17 protein-coding genes and 2 pseudogenes are annotated in these 16,687 nt (G+C 62.5%); 8 read left to right on the forward strand and 11 right to left on the reverse strand.

Annotation, left to right across the window (positions count from 1 at the left end; genetic code table 11):
- Positions 1–21: 21 nt before the first annotated feature.
- Positions 22–702 (reverse strand): Crp/Fnr family transcriptional regulator, encoded by a 681-nt coding sequence (locus ABNX08_RS34140; protein WP_022537614.1) that lies wholly within the window; start codon positions 700–702, stop codon positions 22–24.
- Between the two features lie 111 nt (positions 703–813).
- On the opposite strand from ABNX08_RS34140, the gene ABNX08_RS34145 reads away from it, so the two are divergent.
- A complete protein-coding gene (locus ABNX08_RS34145; RefSeq protein ID WP_022537615.1) occupies positions 814–1,584 on the forward strand; it encodes a class II aldolase/adducin family protein in 771 nt (256 codons plus the stop codon).
- 2 nt (positions 1,585–1,586) lie between these two features.
- The gene (locus ABNX08_RS34150; RefSeq protein ID WP_022537616.1) at positions 1,587–2,516 is read left to right on the forward strand and encodes a glyoxylate/hydroxypyruvate reductase A; all 930 of its coding nucleotides are present in this window, start codon (positions 1,587–1,589) and stop codon (positions 2,514–2,516) included.
- Between the two features lie 39 nt (positions 2,517–2,555).
- Here the strand turns inward: ABNX08_RS34150 and ABNX08_RS34155 are convergent, their stop codons facing one another.
- The 7 genes from ABNX08_RS34155 to ABNX08_RS34185 all read right to left on the reverse strand — a co-directional run bounded on the left by ABNX08_RS34155 (position 2,556) and on the right by ABNX08_RS34185 (position 8,598).
- Positions 2,556–3,128: a hypothetical protein gene (locus tag ABNX08_RS34155; protein ID WP_041681676.1), complete on the reverse strand. Its 573-nt coding sequence runs from the start codon at positions 3,126–3,128 to the stop codon at positions 2,556–2,558.
- Between the two features lie 307 nt (positions 3,129–3,435).
- Positions 3,436–3,600: a hypothetical protein gene (locus ABNX08_RS34160; RefSeq protein WP_349605832.1), complete on the reverse strand. Its 165-nt coding sequence runs from the start codon at positions 3,598–3,600 to the stop codon at positions 3,436–3,438.
- Positions 3,601–3,749: 149 nt separating this feature from the next.
- A complete protein-coding gene (locus tag ABNX08_RS34165) occupies positions 3,750–4,193 on the reverse strand; it encodes a GNAT family N-acetyltransferase (RefSeq protein ID WP_349605834.1) in 444 nt (147 codons plus the stop codon).
- Positions 4,194–4,432: 239 nt separating this feature from the next.
- A complete protein-coding gene (locus ABNX08_RS34170) occupies positions 4,433–4,804 on the reverse strand; it encodes a hypothetical protein (RefSeq protein WP_022537620.1) in 372 nt (123 codons plus the stop codon).
- 338 nt (positions 4,805–5,142) lie between these two features.
- Positions 5,143–5,460, reverse strand: a complete 318-nt coding sequence (locus ABNX08_RS34175) for a hypothetical protein (protein ID WP_022537622.1) — start codon at positions 5,458–5,460, stop codon at positions 5,143–5,145.
- An 868-nt stretch (positions 5,461–6,328) separates the two neighbouring features.
- Entirely contained in the window at positions 6,329–7,096 is a 768-nt protein-coding gene (locus tag ABNX08_RS34180; RefSeq protein ID WP_022537623.1) for a ParA family protein, read from the reverse strand.
- 179 nt (positions 7,097–7,275) lie between these two features.
- Positions 7,276–8,598: a hypothetical protein gene (locus ABNX08_RS34185; RefSeq protein ID WP_041681677.1), complete on the reverse strand. Its 1,323-nt coding sequence runs from the start codon at positions 8,596–8,598 to the stop codon at positions 7,276–7,278.
- 170 nt (positions 8,599–8,768) lie between these two features.
- Here ABNX08_RS34185 and ABNX08_RS34190 point away from each other — a divergent pair.
- The 3 genes and pseudogenes from ABNX08_RS34190 to ABNX08_RS34200 form a co-directional block, all read left to right on the forward strand.
- Positions 8,769–8,862 (forward strand): annotated as a pseudogene (locus ABNX08_RS34190) (transposase); the annotation flags it as partial.
- 250 nt (positions 8,863–9,112) lie between these two features.
- Positions 9,113–9,460, forward strand: coding sequence for an IS66 family insertion sequence element accessory protein TnpB (gene tnpB / locus ABNX08_RS34195; protein ID WP_022536743.1), 348 nt, complete (start codon positions 9,113–9,115; stop codon positions 9,458–9,460).
- Positions 9,461–9,502: 42 nt separating this feature from the next.
- On the forward strand, positions 9,503–11,077 hold the full coding sequence (locus ABNX08_RS34200) for an IS66 family transposase (protein WP_022536744.1): 1,575 nt from the start codon (positions 9,503–9,505) through the stop codon (positions 11,075–11,077).
- An 80-nt stretch (positions 11,078–11,157) separates the two neighbouring features.
- Here the strand turns inward: ABNX08_RS34200 and ABNX08_RS34205 are convergent, their stop codons facing one another.
- Positions 11,158–11,439 (reverse strand): hypothetical protein, encoded by a 282-nt coding sequence (locus ABNX08_RS34205; protein WP_022536745.1) that lies wholly within the window; start codon positions 11,437–11,439, stop codon positions 11,158–11,160.
- A gap of 1,144 nt (positions 11,440–12,583) precedes the next feature.
- On the opposite strand from ABNX08_RS34205, the gene ABNX08_RS34210 reads away from it, so the two are divergent.
- Complete coding sequence (locus ABNX08_RS34210; protein ID WP_022537626.1) at positions 12,584–12,889, forward strand: DUF485 domain-containing protein; 306 nt, start codon at positions 12,584–12,586, stop codon at positions 12,887–12,889.
- Complete coding sequence (locus tag ABNX08_RS34215; RefSeq protein WP_022537627.1) at positions 12,886–14,547, forward strand: cation acetate symporter; 1,662 nt, start codon at positions 12,886–12,888, stop codon at positions 14,545–14,547. The genes ABNX08_RS34210 and ABNX08_RS34215 overlap by 4 nt, the downstream gene beginning before the upstream one ends.
- A 132-nt stretch (positions 14,548–14,679) precedes the next feature.
- On the opposite strand, the gene ABNX08_RS34220 is transcribed toward ABNX08_RS34215, so the two are convergent.
- Positions 14,680–15,399: a hypothetical protein gene (locus ABNX08_RS34220; protein ID WP_022537628.1), complete on the reverse strand. Its 720-nt coding sequence runs from the start codon at positions 15,397–15,399 to the stop codon at positions 14,680–14,682.
- Positions 15,400–15,445: 46 nt separating this feature from the next.
- Entirely contained in the window at positions 15,446–15,949 is a 504-nt protein-coding gene (locus tag ABNX08_RS34225; RefSeq protein WP_041681678.1) for a helix-turn-helix domain-containing protein, read from the reverse strand.
- Positions 15,950–16,456: 507 nt separating this feature from the next.
- Here ABNX08_RS34225 and ABNX08_RS34230 point away from each other — a divergent pair.
- Positions 16,457–16,684 (forward strand): annotated as a pseudogene (locus ABNX08_RS34230) (hydroxyquinol 1,2-dioxygenase); the annotation flags it as partial.
- Between the last annotated feature and the right edge of the window lie 3 nt (positions 16,685–16,687).

The following is a 16,687-nucleotide window of genomic DNA, read 5'->3' on the forward strand; positions in this document are numbered from 1 at the left end:
TGGATCGGCGCGCCAATTACATTATCCCTTGGCCAACCGCTTCAAGGCCCCCGCATCCACCAACTCGATCGCCCGGTATCGCCGCCGGATCAATCCCGCGTCCTCCCACGCCTGCAGGTACTTGGCCACCGTCTGCCGCGACCGGTTGACCATATCGCCAAGGTGCTCCGCGCTGATGCGCACGACATGGTCGGTGCGATCGGCCAGTTGCAGCAGGCGCGCCGCCATCCGCGCATCGACCGGTGCCTGCTCCGCGCTCTCCGCATTGTCGAACGCCACGCGCAGGCGCGCGCAGATCTGCTGCACGATGAGCTGCATGCCTTCCGGATGCGCGGCCAGGATCCGGTGGAATTCGCGCCGGCCCAGCACCAGCAGCTCGGTGTTGCCCACCGCAAAGGCATCGTGCGTGCGCGGCTTGCCATCCAGCAGAGAGATCTCGCCGAACCACCGGCCGCGCCCGATCACCGAATACACCGACTCGCGCCCGCCGGTACTGACGCGGCTCATGCGCACCCGGCCTGACAGCACCATGCAGAAATAGGTAGGCGGATCGCCGCGCGCAAAGATCATTTCGCCGTCACCAAAGCGCAGGCGGCGTGCGGCATTCGCCACGGCATCGAGCACGCCGGGCGGCGCGTTGCGCAGCCAGCCGCTTGCCAGCACGCTGCGCGGCAGCGTCCGGATTGGTTCCGAGCCTTTCACATCGCTCTCCCTGGTGGCGTCGAGATTGTCAACTACTTAACAGACTTCGGCGCCGTGCGCCATGAGAATGCACCCGTTCAATGACTGACATGCCCCCGCGGAGACACCTAGATGGTCCAGATCCAGCTCGTCGATTCAGTAAGAGACCGCGTCTCCGACGCCGAATGGCAGATGCGCGTCGACCTGGCGGCCGCTTACCGCCTGGTCGCCCACTTCGGCTGGGACGACCTGATCTTCACCCATATCTCGGCACGGGTGCCGGATGCGCCCGACCAGTTCCTGATCAATCCCTACGGGATGATGTTCGACGAGATCACCGCCTCCAGCCTGGTGAAGGTCGACCATGAAGGGCAGCCCGTGCTGGCGACGCCGTATGACGTCAACCCCGCCGGCTTCATCATCCACAGCGCGGTGCACGAGGCGCGCCCCGAAGTCGGATGCGTGATGCACACGCATACGCCGCACGGCGTCGCGGTGTCCGCGCAGCAGGCGGGGCTGCTGCCGATCTCGCAGCAATCGATGTTCGCGCTGACCGGGCTGGCGTACCACGACTATGAAGGCGTGGCGCTGCGCCAGGACGAGAAGGCGCGGCTGGTGGCCGACCTGGGCCGCTGCAAGCAGATGATCCTGCGCAACCATGGCCTGCTGACGTGCGGCCGCACCGTCGCCGATGCCTTCCTGACCATGTACACGCTGGAATCCGCCTGCCGCATCCAGATCCTGGCGCAGAGCGGCGGCTCGCCGTTGACCACGGTGCCGGAAGCCGCCGGCGCCAACATGGGCCAGCAGGCGCGCCAGGCCACCAAGGGCAAGGGCTCCAACCTCGCCTGGCCGGGCCTGCTGCGACGCCTGGACCGCATCAACCCCGACTACCGCAACTGACCATGGCCATCCTCGTCCACCTGCCGTCGTTCATGGCGGTCCCGATCACCGCGGCGCTGCGCGAAGCCGCGCCGGATATCACCGTGTGGAACGGCCGCGAGGCCGCGATACCGGAAGACGTCGAGGCCATCGTCGCCTGGGGGCTCAAGCCCGGCGTGCTGCCCGCCTACCCGAAGCTGCGGCTGGTCTGCGCCGCCACTGCGGGCGTCGACAAGCTGCTGGCCGCGCCCGACCTGCCCGACAGCATGCCGGTCACGCGCATCGTCGATCCCGGCCAGCAGGCCGGCATCGCCCACTACGTGCTGGCCACCGCGCTGCGCCACACCCGCGACCTCGCCACCTACGCGGCGCAGCAACGCCGTGGCGAGTGGAAGCGCCATCCGGGCCGCGACCAGTCGCGCTGCCGCGTCGGCGTGCTGGGGCTGGGCGAGATCGGCAGCGAGGTGGCGCGCATGTTCGCCGCCATCGGCTACCCGGTCGGCGGCTGGAGCCGCAGCGCCAAGCACCTGCCCGGCGTGACCGACTACACCGGCGACGACGGCCTTGACGCGATGCTGGCGCAGAGCGACATCCTGGTCTGCACGCTGCCGCTGACCCCGCGGACCGATGGCATGCTCGACCGCCAGACACTGTCGCGGCTGCCAAAGGGTGCGTTCTTCATCAACGTCGGACGCGGCGAGCATGTGGTCGAGGCCGACCTGATCGCGCTGATCGACGAGGGACATCTCGCCGGCGCGGCGCTCGACGTGTTCGCCAAGGAACCGCCGTCGGCGGACGACCCGATCTGGAACTATCCCCGCATCGAAGCCACGCCGCATATCGCGGCGGACCCGTCGTACGAGCTGGTGGCGCGGCAGTGCATCGAAAACCTGCGTCGCGCGCGGGACGGGCGGGCGCTGCTGAACCAGGTGGACCGGCAGGCCGGCTATTGACGGGCTGGCCGGGCCATCAGCGCGCGCGCTGCCAGCCCGTTACAGCGGCGCGGGCTGGGGCGCTGCAGCAGGCGTGGCCGCGGCGGGCTTCTTGTCGGCAGTGCCGCTGTACGCGAAGTACCTGGCCTTGGCACCCTTCGCCCAGTACGCCACCGTAAAGTGCTTGCTGTCGCGCCCGTAGAGCAGCTCCAGGCTGCCGTTGGCGGCCGCCCACTCGGCGTAGCCGTTCTCGGCCGCACCTTCGGTCTTGCGCAGGGAGGCATAGCGGTCGTCCAGCTTCTTGCGCACTTCATCCAGCGCCGACCGCTCAAACGTCATCGTCATCAGCACCACGGTGTCCTGGGCGTCGCAGTTCAGGATGACACGCGTCAGGCCTGGAAGGTGGAAGCGTTCCAGATGCCTGAGCTCCACCGTATCGCCACCGGCCCACTCGGATTTGCCGGTCCTGGCGTGATTCTGTGGCGGCGCCAGCCGCGAGCACCTGGCCTTGCCAAGCTCCAGTCCGAGCGGCGCCGCGGTATTGCCTGAGGCTTCGGGCTGGGTTGCAGGAGGTGCCGCGTGGGCGGCGAGGGATGTCAACAGGGCGGCGCAGAGTAGGGTGACCTTCTTCATCTCGAGGCTGGCAAGTAAATTCACGGTGCTGGAACAGATTGTCACCGCGGATTCTACGGCCTTCCTGGCTGCGTCCTGCATTTGGAACGTTTGGGTGGGTCTCACACGCCGCGCGGGATAGCTTCTTGCTGGTCTACGGATTGGAGATTGCCCTGTCTGTCTGGGATTACTCTTGCAATCGTGAGTCACCGCTGTGCGGCCGAAACTGGCAGGCAAGCGACCCTGGTCGGTCGCATCCTGCCCAGGTCTTGCACGGGACAATAGACAAAAGCGGAAAGGATGTTCGCCTGGGATCCCGGCGAACGTATTACTGGAAGATCAGCACGGTCCCAATGGCCAATACCGTCAGCAGCGTGCCCAGGCATGCCACGTTCAGGGCTTTTGCCCGGCGCATGGGCCGGCAGATTGCCCACTCGGACTTACGGAATTCGGTCAGTCCACCTGAGTAAAGCTTTTCCCAACGCATTTCCATGGTCAGCCCCCCGTCATCCATAAGCCCATTCTTCAGGGTAGCGGGGGCCTTTGCAATAGGTAAAGCGGGTGAGATGGCAGGAGGGTGGACCGTGTCTGCGCACTAATCCATTTGGCTGATAGTCGAGTTGGTCGGCCCAGGACTGCCTGTCACAAGGCAATATGCATCAACGTCCCGACATCTTGCTGGTCGCGGCGGAATTCCTGCGAGGGGAGTACGGCCGGTGGCAAGTCTGAATCGCTGATTGGCATAAAGCCCAGGCGCGCGAAATAGCCGGCCGCGGTCTTTGTCTGCAGCACGATGGACTCGACGCCCTCCGGACGGACGGCTGCCACGATGGCGGAGATCAGAAGCTCGCCAAGACCTGCAGACCTTGCGCGTAGCGCAACAGCGAGTCCGCGAAGGACGCCGGTATTCTCATAGCGCTCCAAACCTGCGCAACCGAGAAGCCCCGCGTTGTCGCGGACTACCATGTATTGAGTGATATGTTCGCGCACCCCCGTGACGGACAGGGAGGAGGCGCGTAGGAGTGCTTCGATCTCCGGCCGGTCGGTCTCGGTGGCATAGTGAGGACGCATGGCGTGTTCCTTCACGCTTAATTGGTCCTTCTATCCTACTTTTGTGGGGACCCTTCCGCCTGTAGGGATTGTTCTTAAGTAGATTTGCTACCTTATGCTGTCTTGCTTGCCTTATGGGGATCTGGCACCTCATGCCGAGCGAGAACGCGAGCGATATGAAAGATGATGATGAGGCGCTGTGTCACGGCCCAGGTATTGGCCGTGGGGGGCGGGCAAGTGCGTTGCTAAGCCGACTGTGGAAAGGCCGGGCCCGTCTACCTCCAGACGAGTGTCGTTTCCTGCAGCAAGTGGCCAGGCAAGATGTAGTCGCCGTGCTCGATGGCCAGGCTTTCCAGTTCGCACAGGCTCTCCTCGGTCAGTGCATTCAGGTCGAATCTGCAGTAGAGGTACCGCTGTCTGAACGTGAGTTTTTCGCCCCGCAGCCCTCGGGCCAGGGCGTCAGCGGATTCGACGCAGATATGCTCGGAGGTTCGATACTGGACATCGACGCCACATTTTTGTCCAAGGCGTCCGAGCTCGAGCGCATCCTCCCACGCCGACTCATAGTCCAGTTCGACCGTGCCCTCTGCGCGTGCCTTGATGTACTCAACTGCACTGGCCCGATTGCGGGCGATGTATGCGCTCATGGGAAGTCTCCGCGATGGAGTCATCGCGCAAAAATATACCCGTAAGCAGGGATGTGACGCAAGCGGGTGAAGGCGACCATTGGGCGGTGGGCTCGGCGCGGCTCTATTACCTGGCCACGTGGGCCAGGCGATTCCGCCAGTACCGAAGCGAGTGCTTCGCTTTGTGGAGCACCGGCTTGCGGTGGATTCCCACTCGGATGATAAGGGCGTAGAGCGCGATCAGCATCCCCAGGAAAGCAAGTGGCCAGATTGTCATTGGACCTCCCTCGGACGACCCGAGTCCGTGTGGGCGCGTTCGAAGGGCCGCACTCCAGCTGCACCAAGTGTGTGGCCACACCTCATCGCATACCCCCTTTCATGCTCTCGGCTTCCATCGCGGCGTGCCATTCCTCATACGCCTCGATTGGCTCCATTTCCTGGTCGATGAACGCGGCAGCGCGTTCTGCGACGGAAAATGCATCAGGGGGGATGTCACCTTGGTTGTCATCCTCGGTACTTGGAGGCAACAACATGTCCTCGAGCATGCCGTGCAACTCGGGTGTATTCCATGGCTGGCCCAGCCTGGCCTTCCTTTTGAAGTAGTGACGGATCTCCGAGTTTTGTTCTGCGGTAAGTGGAAGCCCTCGGAAAGTCGTGTCCTTGTTGTCATGAATCATATGCATCTCCCGAAGCAGTCTGCGCTTCCATTGGAGGTATTTAGAATCCATGTGGAACGTCACCGGCTGCCTGGTTGGCAAGATCTTGCGTCCTCGTGCCCAAGCTTACTCACTTCCGCTTCTTGGCGACATCATCGTTCCCCACGCGAGACTGAACCGTGCTGAAGGGGGAAGCGGGTACCGACGGCTTCTTGGGTTGCTTCGGTTTCTTGGCTTCGCGATTGCCACGTAGTTGACTTTTGGCCATGCTGGTACTCCTGGTCATTTGCTCCGCCGGACTGGCAATCTCAGCATACGCGCTAAATCTCCGACACAGGAGATATCTTTCCTGGGACTCGGGTTGCGACGATTGCCGGCAAACCTCAAGCTATGTCCCGCAGAAAATGACCAAAATGCGGCAGGTTTGCGACGCCCGCAAAGTCGCCGTGGGAGCGGATCGACAACCCTGTTCAGGGAAACGAGCGCATACCGGGTCATAGCACGACATCGTTGTGGACGTTGAGTGCGCTCGCGCATCCTGGCGCCATATTGGAGCGTTCCGTCAGGCCCACGTTTGCACGCGGTGGCCAACTAGGCACATCAGGAACGCATCTCAGTGAGCCAACCACTTCGGCATGCTTGGTGGCAAGCCAGGCGGCCCGCTGTCCCGTTCACCAATGTACCCACTTGGGCGCCTCGCCTACGCGCCCTGATGCGCTCACCGCTGGTCGTATCCTGGTTGTCGACGATAACCAGGACGCTGCCGAAAGCGCCAGGATGCTGGAGGAGCTCAGCCACCGTGGTGTGAGTCGCCGCGTGGCATGCCCAGGCGACCAGAAGCCATCGCTCCCACTCAATGCTTGATGTCCCGAGCCGCTTGGCGTGTGCTTCAGCCAGCCAGCTCCCGGTGTAACGCCACGTATTCCTGCGCAAGCTTGTGGCGCGGATCCAGATGGATCATGGGGGTGGCGTGCTGGTGCGATTCCCGGATCTTCACCGATGAAGACAGCCGCGATTCCAGTACCGGCAGGCCCTCGCTTACCAGTTCTTCGACCAGTTTGATCGGCAGGCTGGCGCGCGGCTGGAACTGGTTGATGACGATTCCTTCGACCTGCAGCCCATCGTTGTGGTCCTGCTGGATTTCCTTCACGTTATCCAGCAGCGTGTAGAGGGCACGGCGCGAGAAGTCATCGCAATCGAACGGGATCAGGCAGCGCTCCACGGCGATCAGTGCGGACCGGGTATAGAAATTCAGGGCCGGTGGCGTGTCGATGTAAATGGCGTCATAGATTGCTTCCAGCTCGAGCAGGGCATCGCGCAGCTTGTAGATCTTGTAGCGGGATTCGAGCTTGCCATGGAGGGAATCCAGATCAGGATGCGCCGGCATCACATCCAGGTTCTCAAACGGCGTCGGGTGGACAAAGGACGTCAGGTCCACCGGCTTGAAGGTGTAGGTCAGGGAAGTTTCAAAGAAGTTCGCCACCGTCGGGCTTGCCTCTGCGGCCTTCGCGCCCAGCAGGTACTGGCTCGAGTTCCCTTGCGCATCCAGGTCGATGACCAGGGTACGCAAGCCCTCGCTGGCGCTGATCGCCGCGAGATTGCATACGATAGTCGACTTGCCAACCCCACCCTTCTGATTGAATACGACGCGCCGCATTTGCCCCTCTGGAGTAGATCGTTCCGAAGGCGCAAGCATACCTTAGCGAGGCGATGCGCGGCAGAAGTGGCCCGGGCAACGACAACGCGGGCAGGGACAAGACCTCTGTCTCTCTTGGGGGGATAGTATCGTCGGCGAGCGATGATGGCGGGGTGCCACCATCGCTGATTCCGAACACCCTACCAGCTGAGTTTCGGGGTGATCAGGAAGTCGACGAGGAACGTGGTTCCGGTCATTGCGCCTGAGTTGTTCAGCCCGAAGATCCACCGCGGGGCGCCATCGGCAGTGGCGTCGTAGTCGATGAGGTCGGCGAGGGCCAGGCGGGTTCCTTTCCTGGGGACTATGTAACTCTGCGGATCGTTGAATGACAGCGTTATGACAATCAGTCGGCTGTTATTGATCAGAAGAAAGTTGCTGATGGTTGGGTACTCCGGGGTTCCCTCCGTGAAGTAGGTCTCGAACCTGGCGCCAGGGTTCCAGATTCCGATTCGTTCAAGTCCTGAGATCACGAAGGAGTACCCCACCACGTCGCCAAGATCATTGACGCCAAGCGCCCAGGAGTGGGGCTCCGTGGGCAATGGCGGCAGAAGCGTCGTATGTCCCGTGATGATGTTGTGACGATATGCCGTATAGATTCCGTTGAGGTAACGGTAGCCGACGACTGTCCCAAAGTTGTTGATCGTGGCAATGACGATATTGCCTTCGAGGTTCAGGTTCAAAGGCCGGAGCTTGCCGTTGGCGTAGATGTATGGCGTGCCCTGTCCGTTGGCGTCAAATGAACCAATAATGGCAACGCCAAAATCATTGATGGTGAAGACCAGGCTGGAGATTTCACCGGGAGCCCGCGGAATCAGTTCAATGCTGTGTTCGCGGAAAAGTGCCGCCTGCGTTAAGCCTTGATTCGGGTCGGTGATGACATAGCCGCCGATGTTGCCAAGGTGCGATACGGCCGTGGGGAATGCCCCTGGGGAAAGCACCTTTATAGCGCCCCTCTCATAGATTGCCAGGAAGCCGTTGAAGTCATTGTCATACACATTGCCAACGACCCTGTTGTTGTCGGTGATGCCGACAGGAATGAAAAGCGGGAAGAATCCCGACGGCGCCAGGGCATCCAGGTTCAGATAGGCGTATCGGAAGCGGAAACCGGCTGCCGGTGGGAACTGCCCCAGTGACCTGCTCGTCGCCGTTGTTGCCTGGTCAACGCTGGCGGGCTGCGGAACCAGCACCTGGAACGTGGTTGGAGACCGTCTGGCCATCGCTTGATAGACAGCGGCGGGGACGTTCCTTGTTTGCCCGGCCAGGCATGGGTCAACAAGGCCATTGATCCCTTGCTTGTGGATCGCTTGAATGTCGTTGGCAACTTCATCCCGATTGCGGGTGGAGGCGTCAATGAATCGCGCGCCAGTCTGGGTGCGATAGACGCATCCAATCCTCGTGTCGGAGCTTTGACTGGTTTGGGCGTTCGCCGTCGAGGCTACGTAGCCGAGGTCAAGCGAAAGCACGCTGATAGGTAAGCGCCTCACGAAGACCGTTCTGGCGCACTGATTGAGGTCTTGGGTAATTTGGTGCCCACCAAATTATTGCGGACACCAAAGTGGACAAGACGTTGAGTGGGCGCCGTGCTGGCGGCGTGTACAAGCGGCCGAACTTCCCGGCCGAGTTCAAACGGCGGCTGGTCGAACAATCATTTGAGCCAGGCGCGTCGGTGGCGCTGGTCGCGCGCAGCAACGATATCAACGCGAACCTGCTGTTCAAGTGGCGGCGGCATTATCTGGACGGAGCTTACGGGTTGCCGACGTCGGCTGAGGGCGTAGCGACGAAACAGGAGACAACGGTGCCGGCACTGTTGCCGGTGAGCATCGTCGCCGAGGCGGCCGCGCATACGCCGGCGGCGCCGCTCAGTGCAGCACAGCCGTCCGAGAATGTCTGCGAGATTGAATTCGACCGTGCGCGCTTGCGGATTCGCGGCGAGGTGGCGCCGGATATGCTGCGCCTGCTGATTCGCGAGCTGTCCCGATGATTGGCTTGCCGGCGGGCACGCGCATCTGGATGGCAGCGGGAGCGACCGACATGCGCTGCGGCTTCCATGGCCTGGCCGCGAAGGTGCAGACCGCGCTGCAGGAAAACCCGCTGGGTGGCCACGTGTTTATCTTCCGGGGCCGCCGAGGGGACCTGGTCAAGATTCTCTGGGCCACCAGTGACGGACTTTGGCTGCTCGCCAAGCGGCTCGAGCGCGGCCGTTTCGTCTGGCCTCAGGCCGACAGCGGCAAGATCCACCTGACACACGCGCAACTGTCGATGCTGCTCGAGGGGATCGACTGGCGGCAACCGCGCCGCACGGCCGAGCCGCTGTCGATGTTGTAAACGCTGTTGTAAACGGCGCGGCACCTGCGTAAACTGCGCGGCATGCCGGATGCCAACGACCTTCCTGACGACATCGATGCCCTCAAAGCCATGTTGCTCGAGGCCCAGGCGTCGCTGTCGCGAATGCGGCAGGATCTGGTCGAGCGCGATCTGGAAATCGAACAACTCAAGGCGCAGATCGAGAAGCTCAAGCGCATGCAGTTCGGTCGCAGATCTGAGCAACTGGACCGGGAGATTGCACGCCTGGAGACCCGGCTGGAGGACCTGACTGGCAGCCGCGGTGCGGCAGAGGTTCGCGAAGCGCCGGCAAGCGGCGAGAGCAAGGCGCCCAGCCATCAGCGCGCTTCGCGCGAAGCCCTGCCGGACCACCTGCCGCACGAGGAACAGGTGCTTGAGCCCGAGGCGAGTTGCCCCGAGTGCGGCGGCCAGATGCAACCGCTGGGCGAGGACGTGTCCGAACAGCTTGGCCGTATCGCGGCGGCGTTCAAGGTCATTCGCACCGTCCGGCGCAAGAAGATCTGCGCCTGCTGCCGGCACATCGCGCAGCCGGCGGCACCGAGCTTGCCGATCGAGCGCGGCATTGCCCACCCGAGCTTGCTCGCCGACATCCTCGTGGCCAAATATGCCGACCATCAACCGCTGTACCGACAGTCGGCCATCGCCGCACGCGAGAACGTCACGCTGGACCCGGCCAGCATGGGCCGATGGGTCGGCATGTGCGAGGCATTGCTCGATCCGCTGGTGCAGGCCTTGCGCCGCTACGTGATAGCCGGTACCAAGCTGCACGCCGACGACACGCCGATTCCCGTGCTTGCGCCTGGCAACAAGAAGACGCGAACTGGCCGGCTGTGGGTCTATGTGCGCGACGATACCCGGGCAGGCTCGGCAGAACCGCCTGCGGTATGGTTCGCATATTCGCCCAACCGCAGGGGGGAGCATCCTCAGCGCCATCTGAGCGGATTTGGCGGCATTCTGCAGGCGGACGCATACGCCGGCTTCAACGAGTTGTTTGCAGACGGCTCGGTTCGCGAAGCGGCATGCCATGCGCATGCGCGACGCAAGTTCTACGACATTCACGTGCGCACGCCGTCCGAAACGACTGCCGAGGCACTGCGTTGTATCGGTGAGCTTTACGCCATCGAGGCCGGCATCCGCGGCAAACCGCCGGCTGAGCGGCTGCGGGTGCGCCAGGAGAAAGCCCGCCCTCTGCTTGAGCGCTACGGCGCCTGGCTCAGGGCGAAACTGCAGACGTTGTCGGCAAAATCCGAGACGGCCAAGGCGATCCAATACACGCTCAACCAGTGGGATGCGCTGACGTTGTACTGCGACGACGGGACCGCCGAGATTGACAACAACATCGCCGAGAACGCGCTGCGCTGTGTCGCCCTGGGCCGCAAGAACTTCTTGTTTGCCGGTTCCGACAGCGGCGGCGAACGGGCGGCGGCCATGTATTCGCTGGTCGCCTCGTGCAAGCTCAATGGCATCGACCCGCGCGCCTACCTGTGCCATGTGCTGACCGGCATTGCCGATCACCCGATCAACCGCGTTGAAGAATTGCTGCCCTGGCGTGCCCACGCACACCTGCGGAACCTGCCCACCGCGCCGCCAGGCGCCTGACCAACTGCTGCCGTCTGAATGACCCCGCTTCACGGCTCACGGCGTGGAAGCGCCCCCACTCGCCTGCACAAAACACTCCGTTACCCGGTAACGTGGCTGGGCGCCCGGCGAGCGAAGAAGTACGTGTCCCAATCAGGCGAGTCCGGATCGAGTCTGCGGACAATCGCGTCGTCAGCCCGCACGATCAACCGCTCCAGCATCTCTCGCTTCGTTACCGAGTAACGGCGCGCCAGGCGAGCAAGGGCAAAGTCCGCCTCCGTGGTCACCCACATGCTCAACCGACGCTCTCCGTTACCATCGTTGCCTGTCGTCACGCGCCTTGCTCGGTAGGCGGCTTGCCGCTGTGCCGTCGTTTGTGCCATCTCGCTTCTCCTTTGCGACCGTTACCCAGTAACGACCTCGCTGTGCGTTACTGGGTAACGGAACATCCTCAAAGCAGACAGCATCTCGTGATCTATGGGACAGGGGCAAGAACGGTCTTCGTGAGGCGCTTACACTGATAGCACAGAGGATGAATTTCTTCTTGTTCATGGCATTCTTCCTTCGCGTTCTGATAACGCAACCCAGGATGCCCCGCTGGCGCTGAAGGCGAGCAGCCACTGATAACGCGCCGGCGTAATCGGGGCTCCTTGGGGGTATGAAGGCGTGGAGTGCCCAATGGAAGGGGCGACTCCACGCTGCCCGCTGAGTTGAAAAGCTCCGGCTCGCGCGGAAAGTGTTTCTCCCCTGAAGCTGTGTGGGACCCCGCGGAGTGCAACGCTTTTCGCTGATGTGCAGCGCCAGGTGAGATGTGTCGTTCAGTGTGGCGACGCAGCGTCCATGCGTACCGACACAGGTAACCCGGAAGCGCCATGTTATGAGGGACGATTTAGCTGCACACCGACGACGCGCCAGATTACTTCATCGTTATGCTGGTGTGCGGGCTGACCCGTACCCAGAGGGCCTGGAAGTACAGGGACTGGTATCGGGCCTTCCCCGATTCAATCTAGCACCCGATCAGATGCTTCTCAAATTCGATTCGGGTCGCCTTGAGGGGCGGCACAATCTTTCACCCGTTTGAGTTTGATGGTTGTCCTCGCGCAGCAAAGAAGCTCAGCAGCCAAGGTAACGGCGAGCACAACATTCGCGGGCTTTCGATCCCGCCATTCTCATCCTGGGCAACGTCTGGCCATCCTGCAGACGAACCTTTGCCGCACGTTGCGCCAAATGCAAGCATGTGCTGATGAGCCCGCAGGCACGGCCGTGCCGATTCCTACACAGCATGGCATCCGTGCAGCCGTCGGTGGCGTTCAGTACCCCTGCATCCATTGCCTACGCGTTTACCCGGGGCGAAATTCGACGCCCCGTGTAAGAAGCAGGTAAGGGGAGCCCGTTAATTTATGCAGCACGGACTTCGGATGACGCCACGCATGGGCCTGTCGGAACGGCACGCCAGCGCGGACTAATCGCATCCGGCGCAGCATCGGCTGCAACCGCAATGCGAAGCATAAATGGCAGGAGACAGGAATGAATGAAGATCTGGTCAGGAGACTGAAGGCAAATCCCCGGTATCGCGAGCTGGTCCACAGGCGCTCAAGGCTTGGATGGACGTTGACCGCCGCCATGCTCGTCATCTATTACGGCTACGTGCTGCTCATCGCCTTTGACAAGGAACTTCTTGCCGCGAAGATGGGAACCGGGGTGATGACGTGGGGCATGCCCATCGGCCTGTTCGTGATCGTCTTTACCGTCGCCATCACCGGGTTCTACGTACGCCATGCCAACGGCGCCTACGATGAGCTGACAGAGCAGATCAAGCGGGAGGTCGCATGAAGACCCGTCACGCAATCCTCGCCTGTGCGGCGCTGCTGTTGTCGACGGCCGCGCTCGCGGCCGGTGGCGACCTTGGCCAGGCGGTGCGGCAGCCGACCAACTGGACGGCAATCGGGATGTTCATGCTGTTCGTCATCGGCACGCTGTACATCACCAAGTGGGCGGCATCGAAGACCAAATCCGCCGCGGCGTTTTATACGGGTGGGGGCGGCATCACCGGCTTCCAGAACGGCCTGGCGATCGCCGGGGATTTCATGTCGGCGGCGTCATTTCTCGGCATTTCGGCTGCGGTCTACGCCAACGGCTATGACGGCCTGATCTATTCCATTGGCTTCCTTGTCGGCTGGCCGGTCATTACCTTCCTGATGGCGGAGCGGCTGCGCAACCTGGGCCGGTTCACCTTCGCCGACGTGGCGGCGTATCGCTTCAAGCAGGGGCCGGTGCGTGCATTCGCGGCGTCGGGCACGCTGGTGGTGGTGGCTTTCTACCTGATCGCGCAGATGGTGGGCGCGGGGCAACTGATTAAGCTGCTGTTCGGGCTGGAATACTGGATCGCCGTGGTCATCGTGGGCGGGCTCATGATGGTGTACGTGCTGTTCGGCGGCATGACGGCGACGACGTGGGTACAGATCATCAAGGCCTGCCTGCTGCTCGGCGGCGCTTCGTTCATGGCCTTCATGGTGCTGGCCCAGTTCCACTTCAGCCCCGAGGCCTTGTTCGCGAAAGCCGTCGAAGTCCACGCCAAGCAGGACTCCATCATGGGGCCGGGCAACTTCATCAAGGATCCCGTCTCGGCGATCTCGTTTGGCATTGCGCTGATGTTCGGTACGGCAGGCCTGCCGCACATCCTGATGCGCTTCTTCACCGTGCCCAACGCCAAGGAGGCGCGCAAGTCGGTGTTCTGGGCAACGACCTGGATCGGCTACTTCTATATCCTGACCTTCATCATCGGCTTTGGCGCGATCGTGCTGGTCGGAACCAACCCGAGCTTCCAGGATGCCAGCGGCAAGCTGCATGGCGGCGTCAATATGGCGGCCGTACATCTTGCCAGCGCGGTTGGCGGGAATGTGTTCCTCGGTTTCATCTCCGCCGTGGCGTTTGCAACGATCCTGGCCGTCGTGGCCGGCCTGACCCTTGCCGGTGCATCAGCCGTGTCGCACGATCTCTATGCAACGGTATTCAAGAAGGGCAAGGCGACCAGTGCCGTTGAATTGCGTGTGTCGCGTATCACGACCGTGATTCTCGGCATGGTCGCGGTGGTCCTCGGCATTGTCTTCGAGAAGCAGAACATCGCGTTCATGGTATCGCTTGCCTTCGCCGTGGCGGCGTCGGCCAACTTCCCGGTGCTGTTCATGTCGGTGCTGTGGAAGGGTTGCACCACCCGGGGCGCGACCGCGGGCGGCTTCCTGGGACTGTTGACGGCGGTGGTCCTGACCATCCTGTCGCAGGCGGTCTGGGTCGATGTGTTCCACTTCAAGGACGCGCCGTTCCCCTACACGTCCCCGGCATTGTTCTCGATGACGGCTGGCTTCCTCGGGATCTGGTTCTTCTCGATTACCGACAAGTCGAAGCGGGCGCTACTGGACAAGGCTGGCTTTGAAGCCCAGGAGTTGCGCTCCGAGACCGGTATCGGCGCTGTGGAGGCAGCAAGTCACTGAACAGCGGTCTCGACGCATCTGGCTTGTGCCTGCCGCCGTTCAAGGATGACTGGCGGTGGGCGCTTCTGGCCGGGAAGGGGGGTGGTCGGCGATTAGCCGGTTGGCCACCGTCGACCCTTCCCAGTTGTGCGTTTACCGAAGCTCGAAATCGGACAGGTCGATCCAGACCAGCGTGCGATCGCGATCCGGGCGCAGATCCGCGCCGCGCGGGTGGGCACGTCGCTGACGCGGGAAGCGGATGCCCTGGGCTTCAACGATGTCATAAACATACTGAGCCGCAGGTAGGCCGCCGGACACGTCAACCTGATAGTCGTGACGGCGAAGCAGGAAATCCGGACCGAAATAGAATTCCTGAACCGGACTGTGGGTGGCAATGGCAGGCGGAAACGTGGCACGCAGAACCCGCCAGGTCTCGCCGTCCTCGCTCCAGGGAGCGACCTCCTCGACGGCAACGCCTGGCATGGCGAGCAGAAACGGCGTTGTCAGATAGGTCCACAGGGCATAGCCACTGAAATAGGCACGGTGCAGTGGATCCCAGTGTGTGTCCAGGCCGTGGCCGTCAAACGCTGTCTTTGGATTTTCCCGATCTGCGATGGTCGCGTTGTTGCCGTCCCGGATCACGACCCGGTTCGGAACGAACGTCATGACGTGGTCGGATGCTCCGTAGGGAGTCACCGTCATCCATTCCTCCTGGGTCTTTGCGGTGACACGACGGGGGTTGTCGTCCGCGACCAGGCCTTTTGCCGGCCAAAGATCGCCTCCGGAGACGATGGTGGCGCTTACCGTCTGGAAAGCATTCCAGCGTTCAAGACCGCCATGTGCGGCAACAACCTGCTCCAGTAGATCGTTCATATCAAAGCTCCATCAGGCGGCGTGCCCGTTCATGAACCCTCGAACCTCACCGCTTGCCCTCCTTGAACGCAATCCGCCTCGCTTCCCGCTCGCGTTCAAAGCCCGGGCTCAGCGACAGCTCGAGATCGCTCCTGTCGACCGTTGTCCCGCACGCCGGGCACGCGCTGCCGGGCCCGACTTCGTGCCCACAGGCGCGATGGGTGACTTTCACGGCAAAATCTTCCCCCCGGCTCTTGCACCAGGTCTCGCCCCACACCCTGAGGGCCTGCACGACGGGGTAGAACGCGTTGCCCTTCGGGGTCAGCCGATATTCGTACCGCAGCGGCCGTTCGCTGTACGGATGGCGCTCGATGATGCCGTCCGCTTCCAGCGCCTTCAGGCGCGTGGCAAGCATCTGCGGTGTCGCTTCGGTCTGGATCTGGATCTCCTCGAAGCGGGTGGCACCTAGGTACAGCTCGCGCAGGATCAGCACGCTCCATTTGTCGCCCACCACCTCCACGGATCGGGCGATCGGGCAGCTCGTGGTTACCGGTTTGGCGTTGCGTCGCACCTTTCCCTCCCAGTCGTCTATTGATTTCATAGTAGCACGATCTGCCGCTAGGATATGCATTATGTGACTTATACTGCACCAGTGTCGCGAATTTTGGCCGAGTTAAAGCATGGCTGAGCGTCGGGCAGGTTGGCAACTATGATTGCCATATGTATTGAGATACTGAGGTGGGACGGATCCGCCCGAACTGACAGAGGACATTCCGAGCCCCGATCCTGCTGTGGCCGGTCCTTGAGCGCGCCGCGCTCCCGGCACTTTCCTGCATCCGGCGAGACCACACCGCCTTCCCCCGCCTCCTTCCGGCCTGCTCGCAAGGCCGGTTTCCTGCGCCTCTTTGTACCTCCTTGTATCGAGCCGGCGGCACGATACGTGCCCTCACACAAACGGCCTTTGCCCGCAATGGGCGAGATACATCGGTCTTCTTAAATGCGTCTGGCGGCACGGCGGCGCGCAAGCATAGCGATCCCCGGCCCGCAATACCCCACGCAATCTCTCCAGGAAACCAATATGACTACCCAATTCACCAAGCGCATCGTCCTTGCCATCGCCCTGGTTGCCGCCGCAGCGGGCGCCCAGGCCGGCAACGTGGGCGCGCGCGACCCGTACAGCGACGGCGCCCGTTCCGTGCAGGGCGCACGCGACCCGTTCACCGACGGTGCCCGCTCCGTGCAGGACGCTCGCGATCCGTTCACCGACGGCGCGCGCAACGTCGATCCCTACCTGGACGGCGCCCGCGCC

The sequence above is a fragment of the Cupriavidus sp. DF5525 genome, from assembly GCF_040149425.2.
In the GTDB taxonomy this organism is placed as follows: Bacteria; Pseudomonadota; Gammaproteobacteria; order Burkholderiales; family Burkholderiaceae; genus Cupriavidus; species Cupriavidus pickettii_A.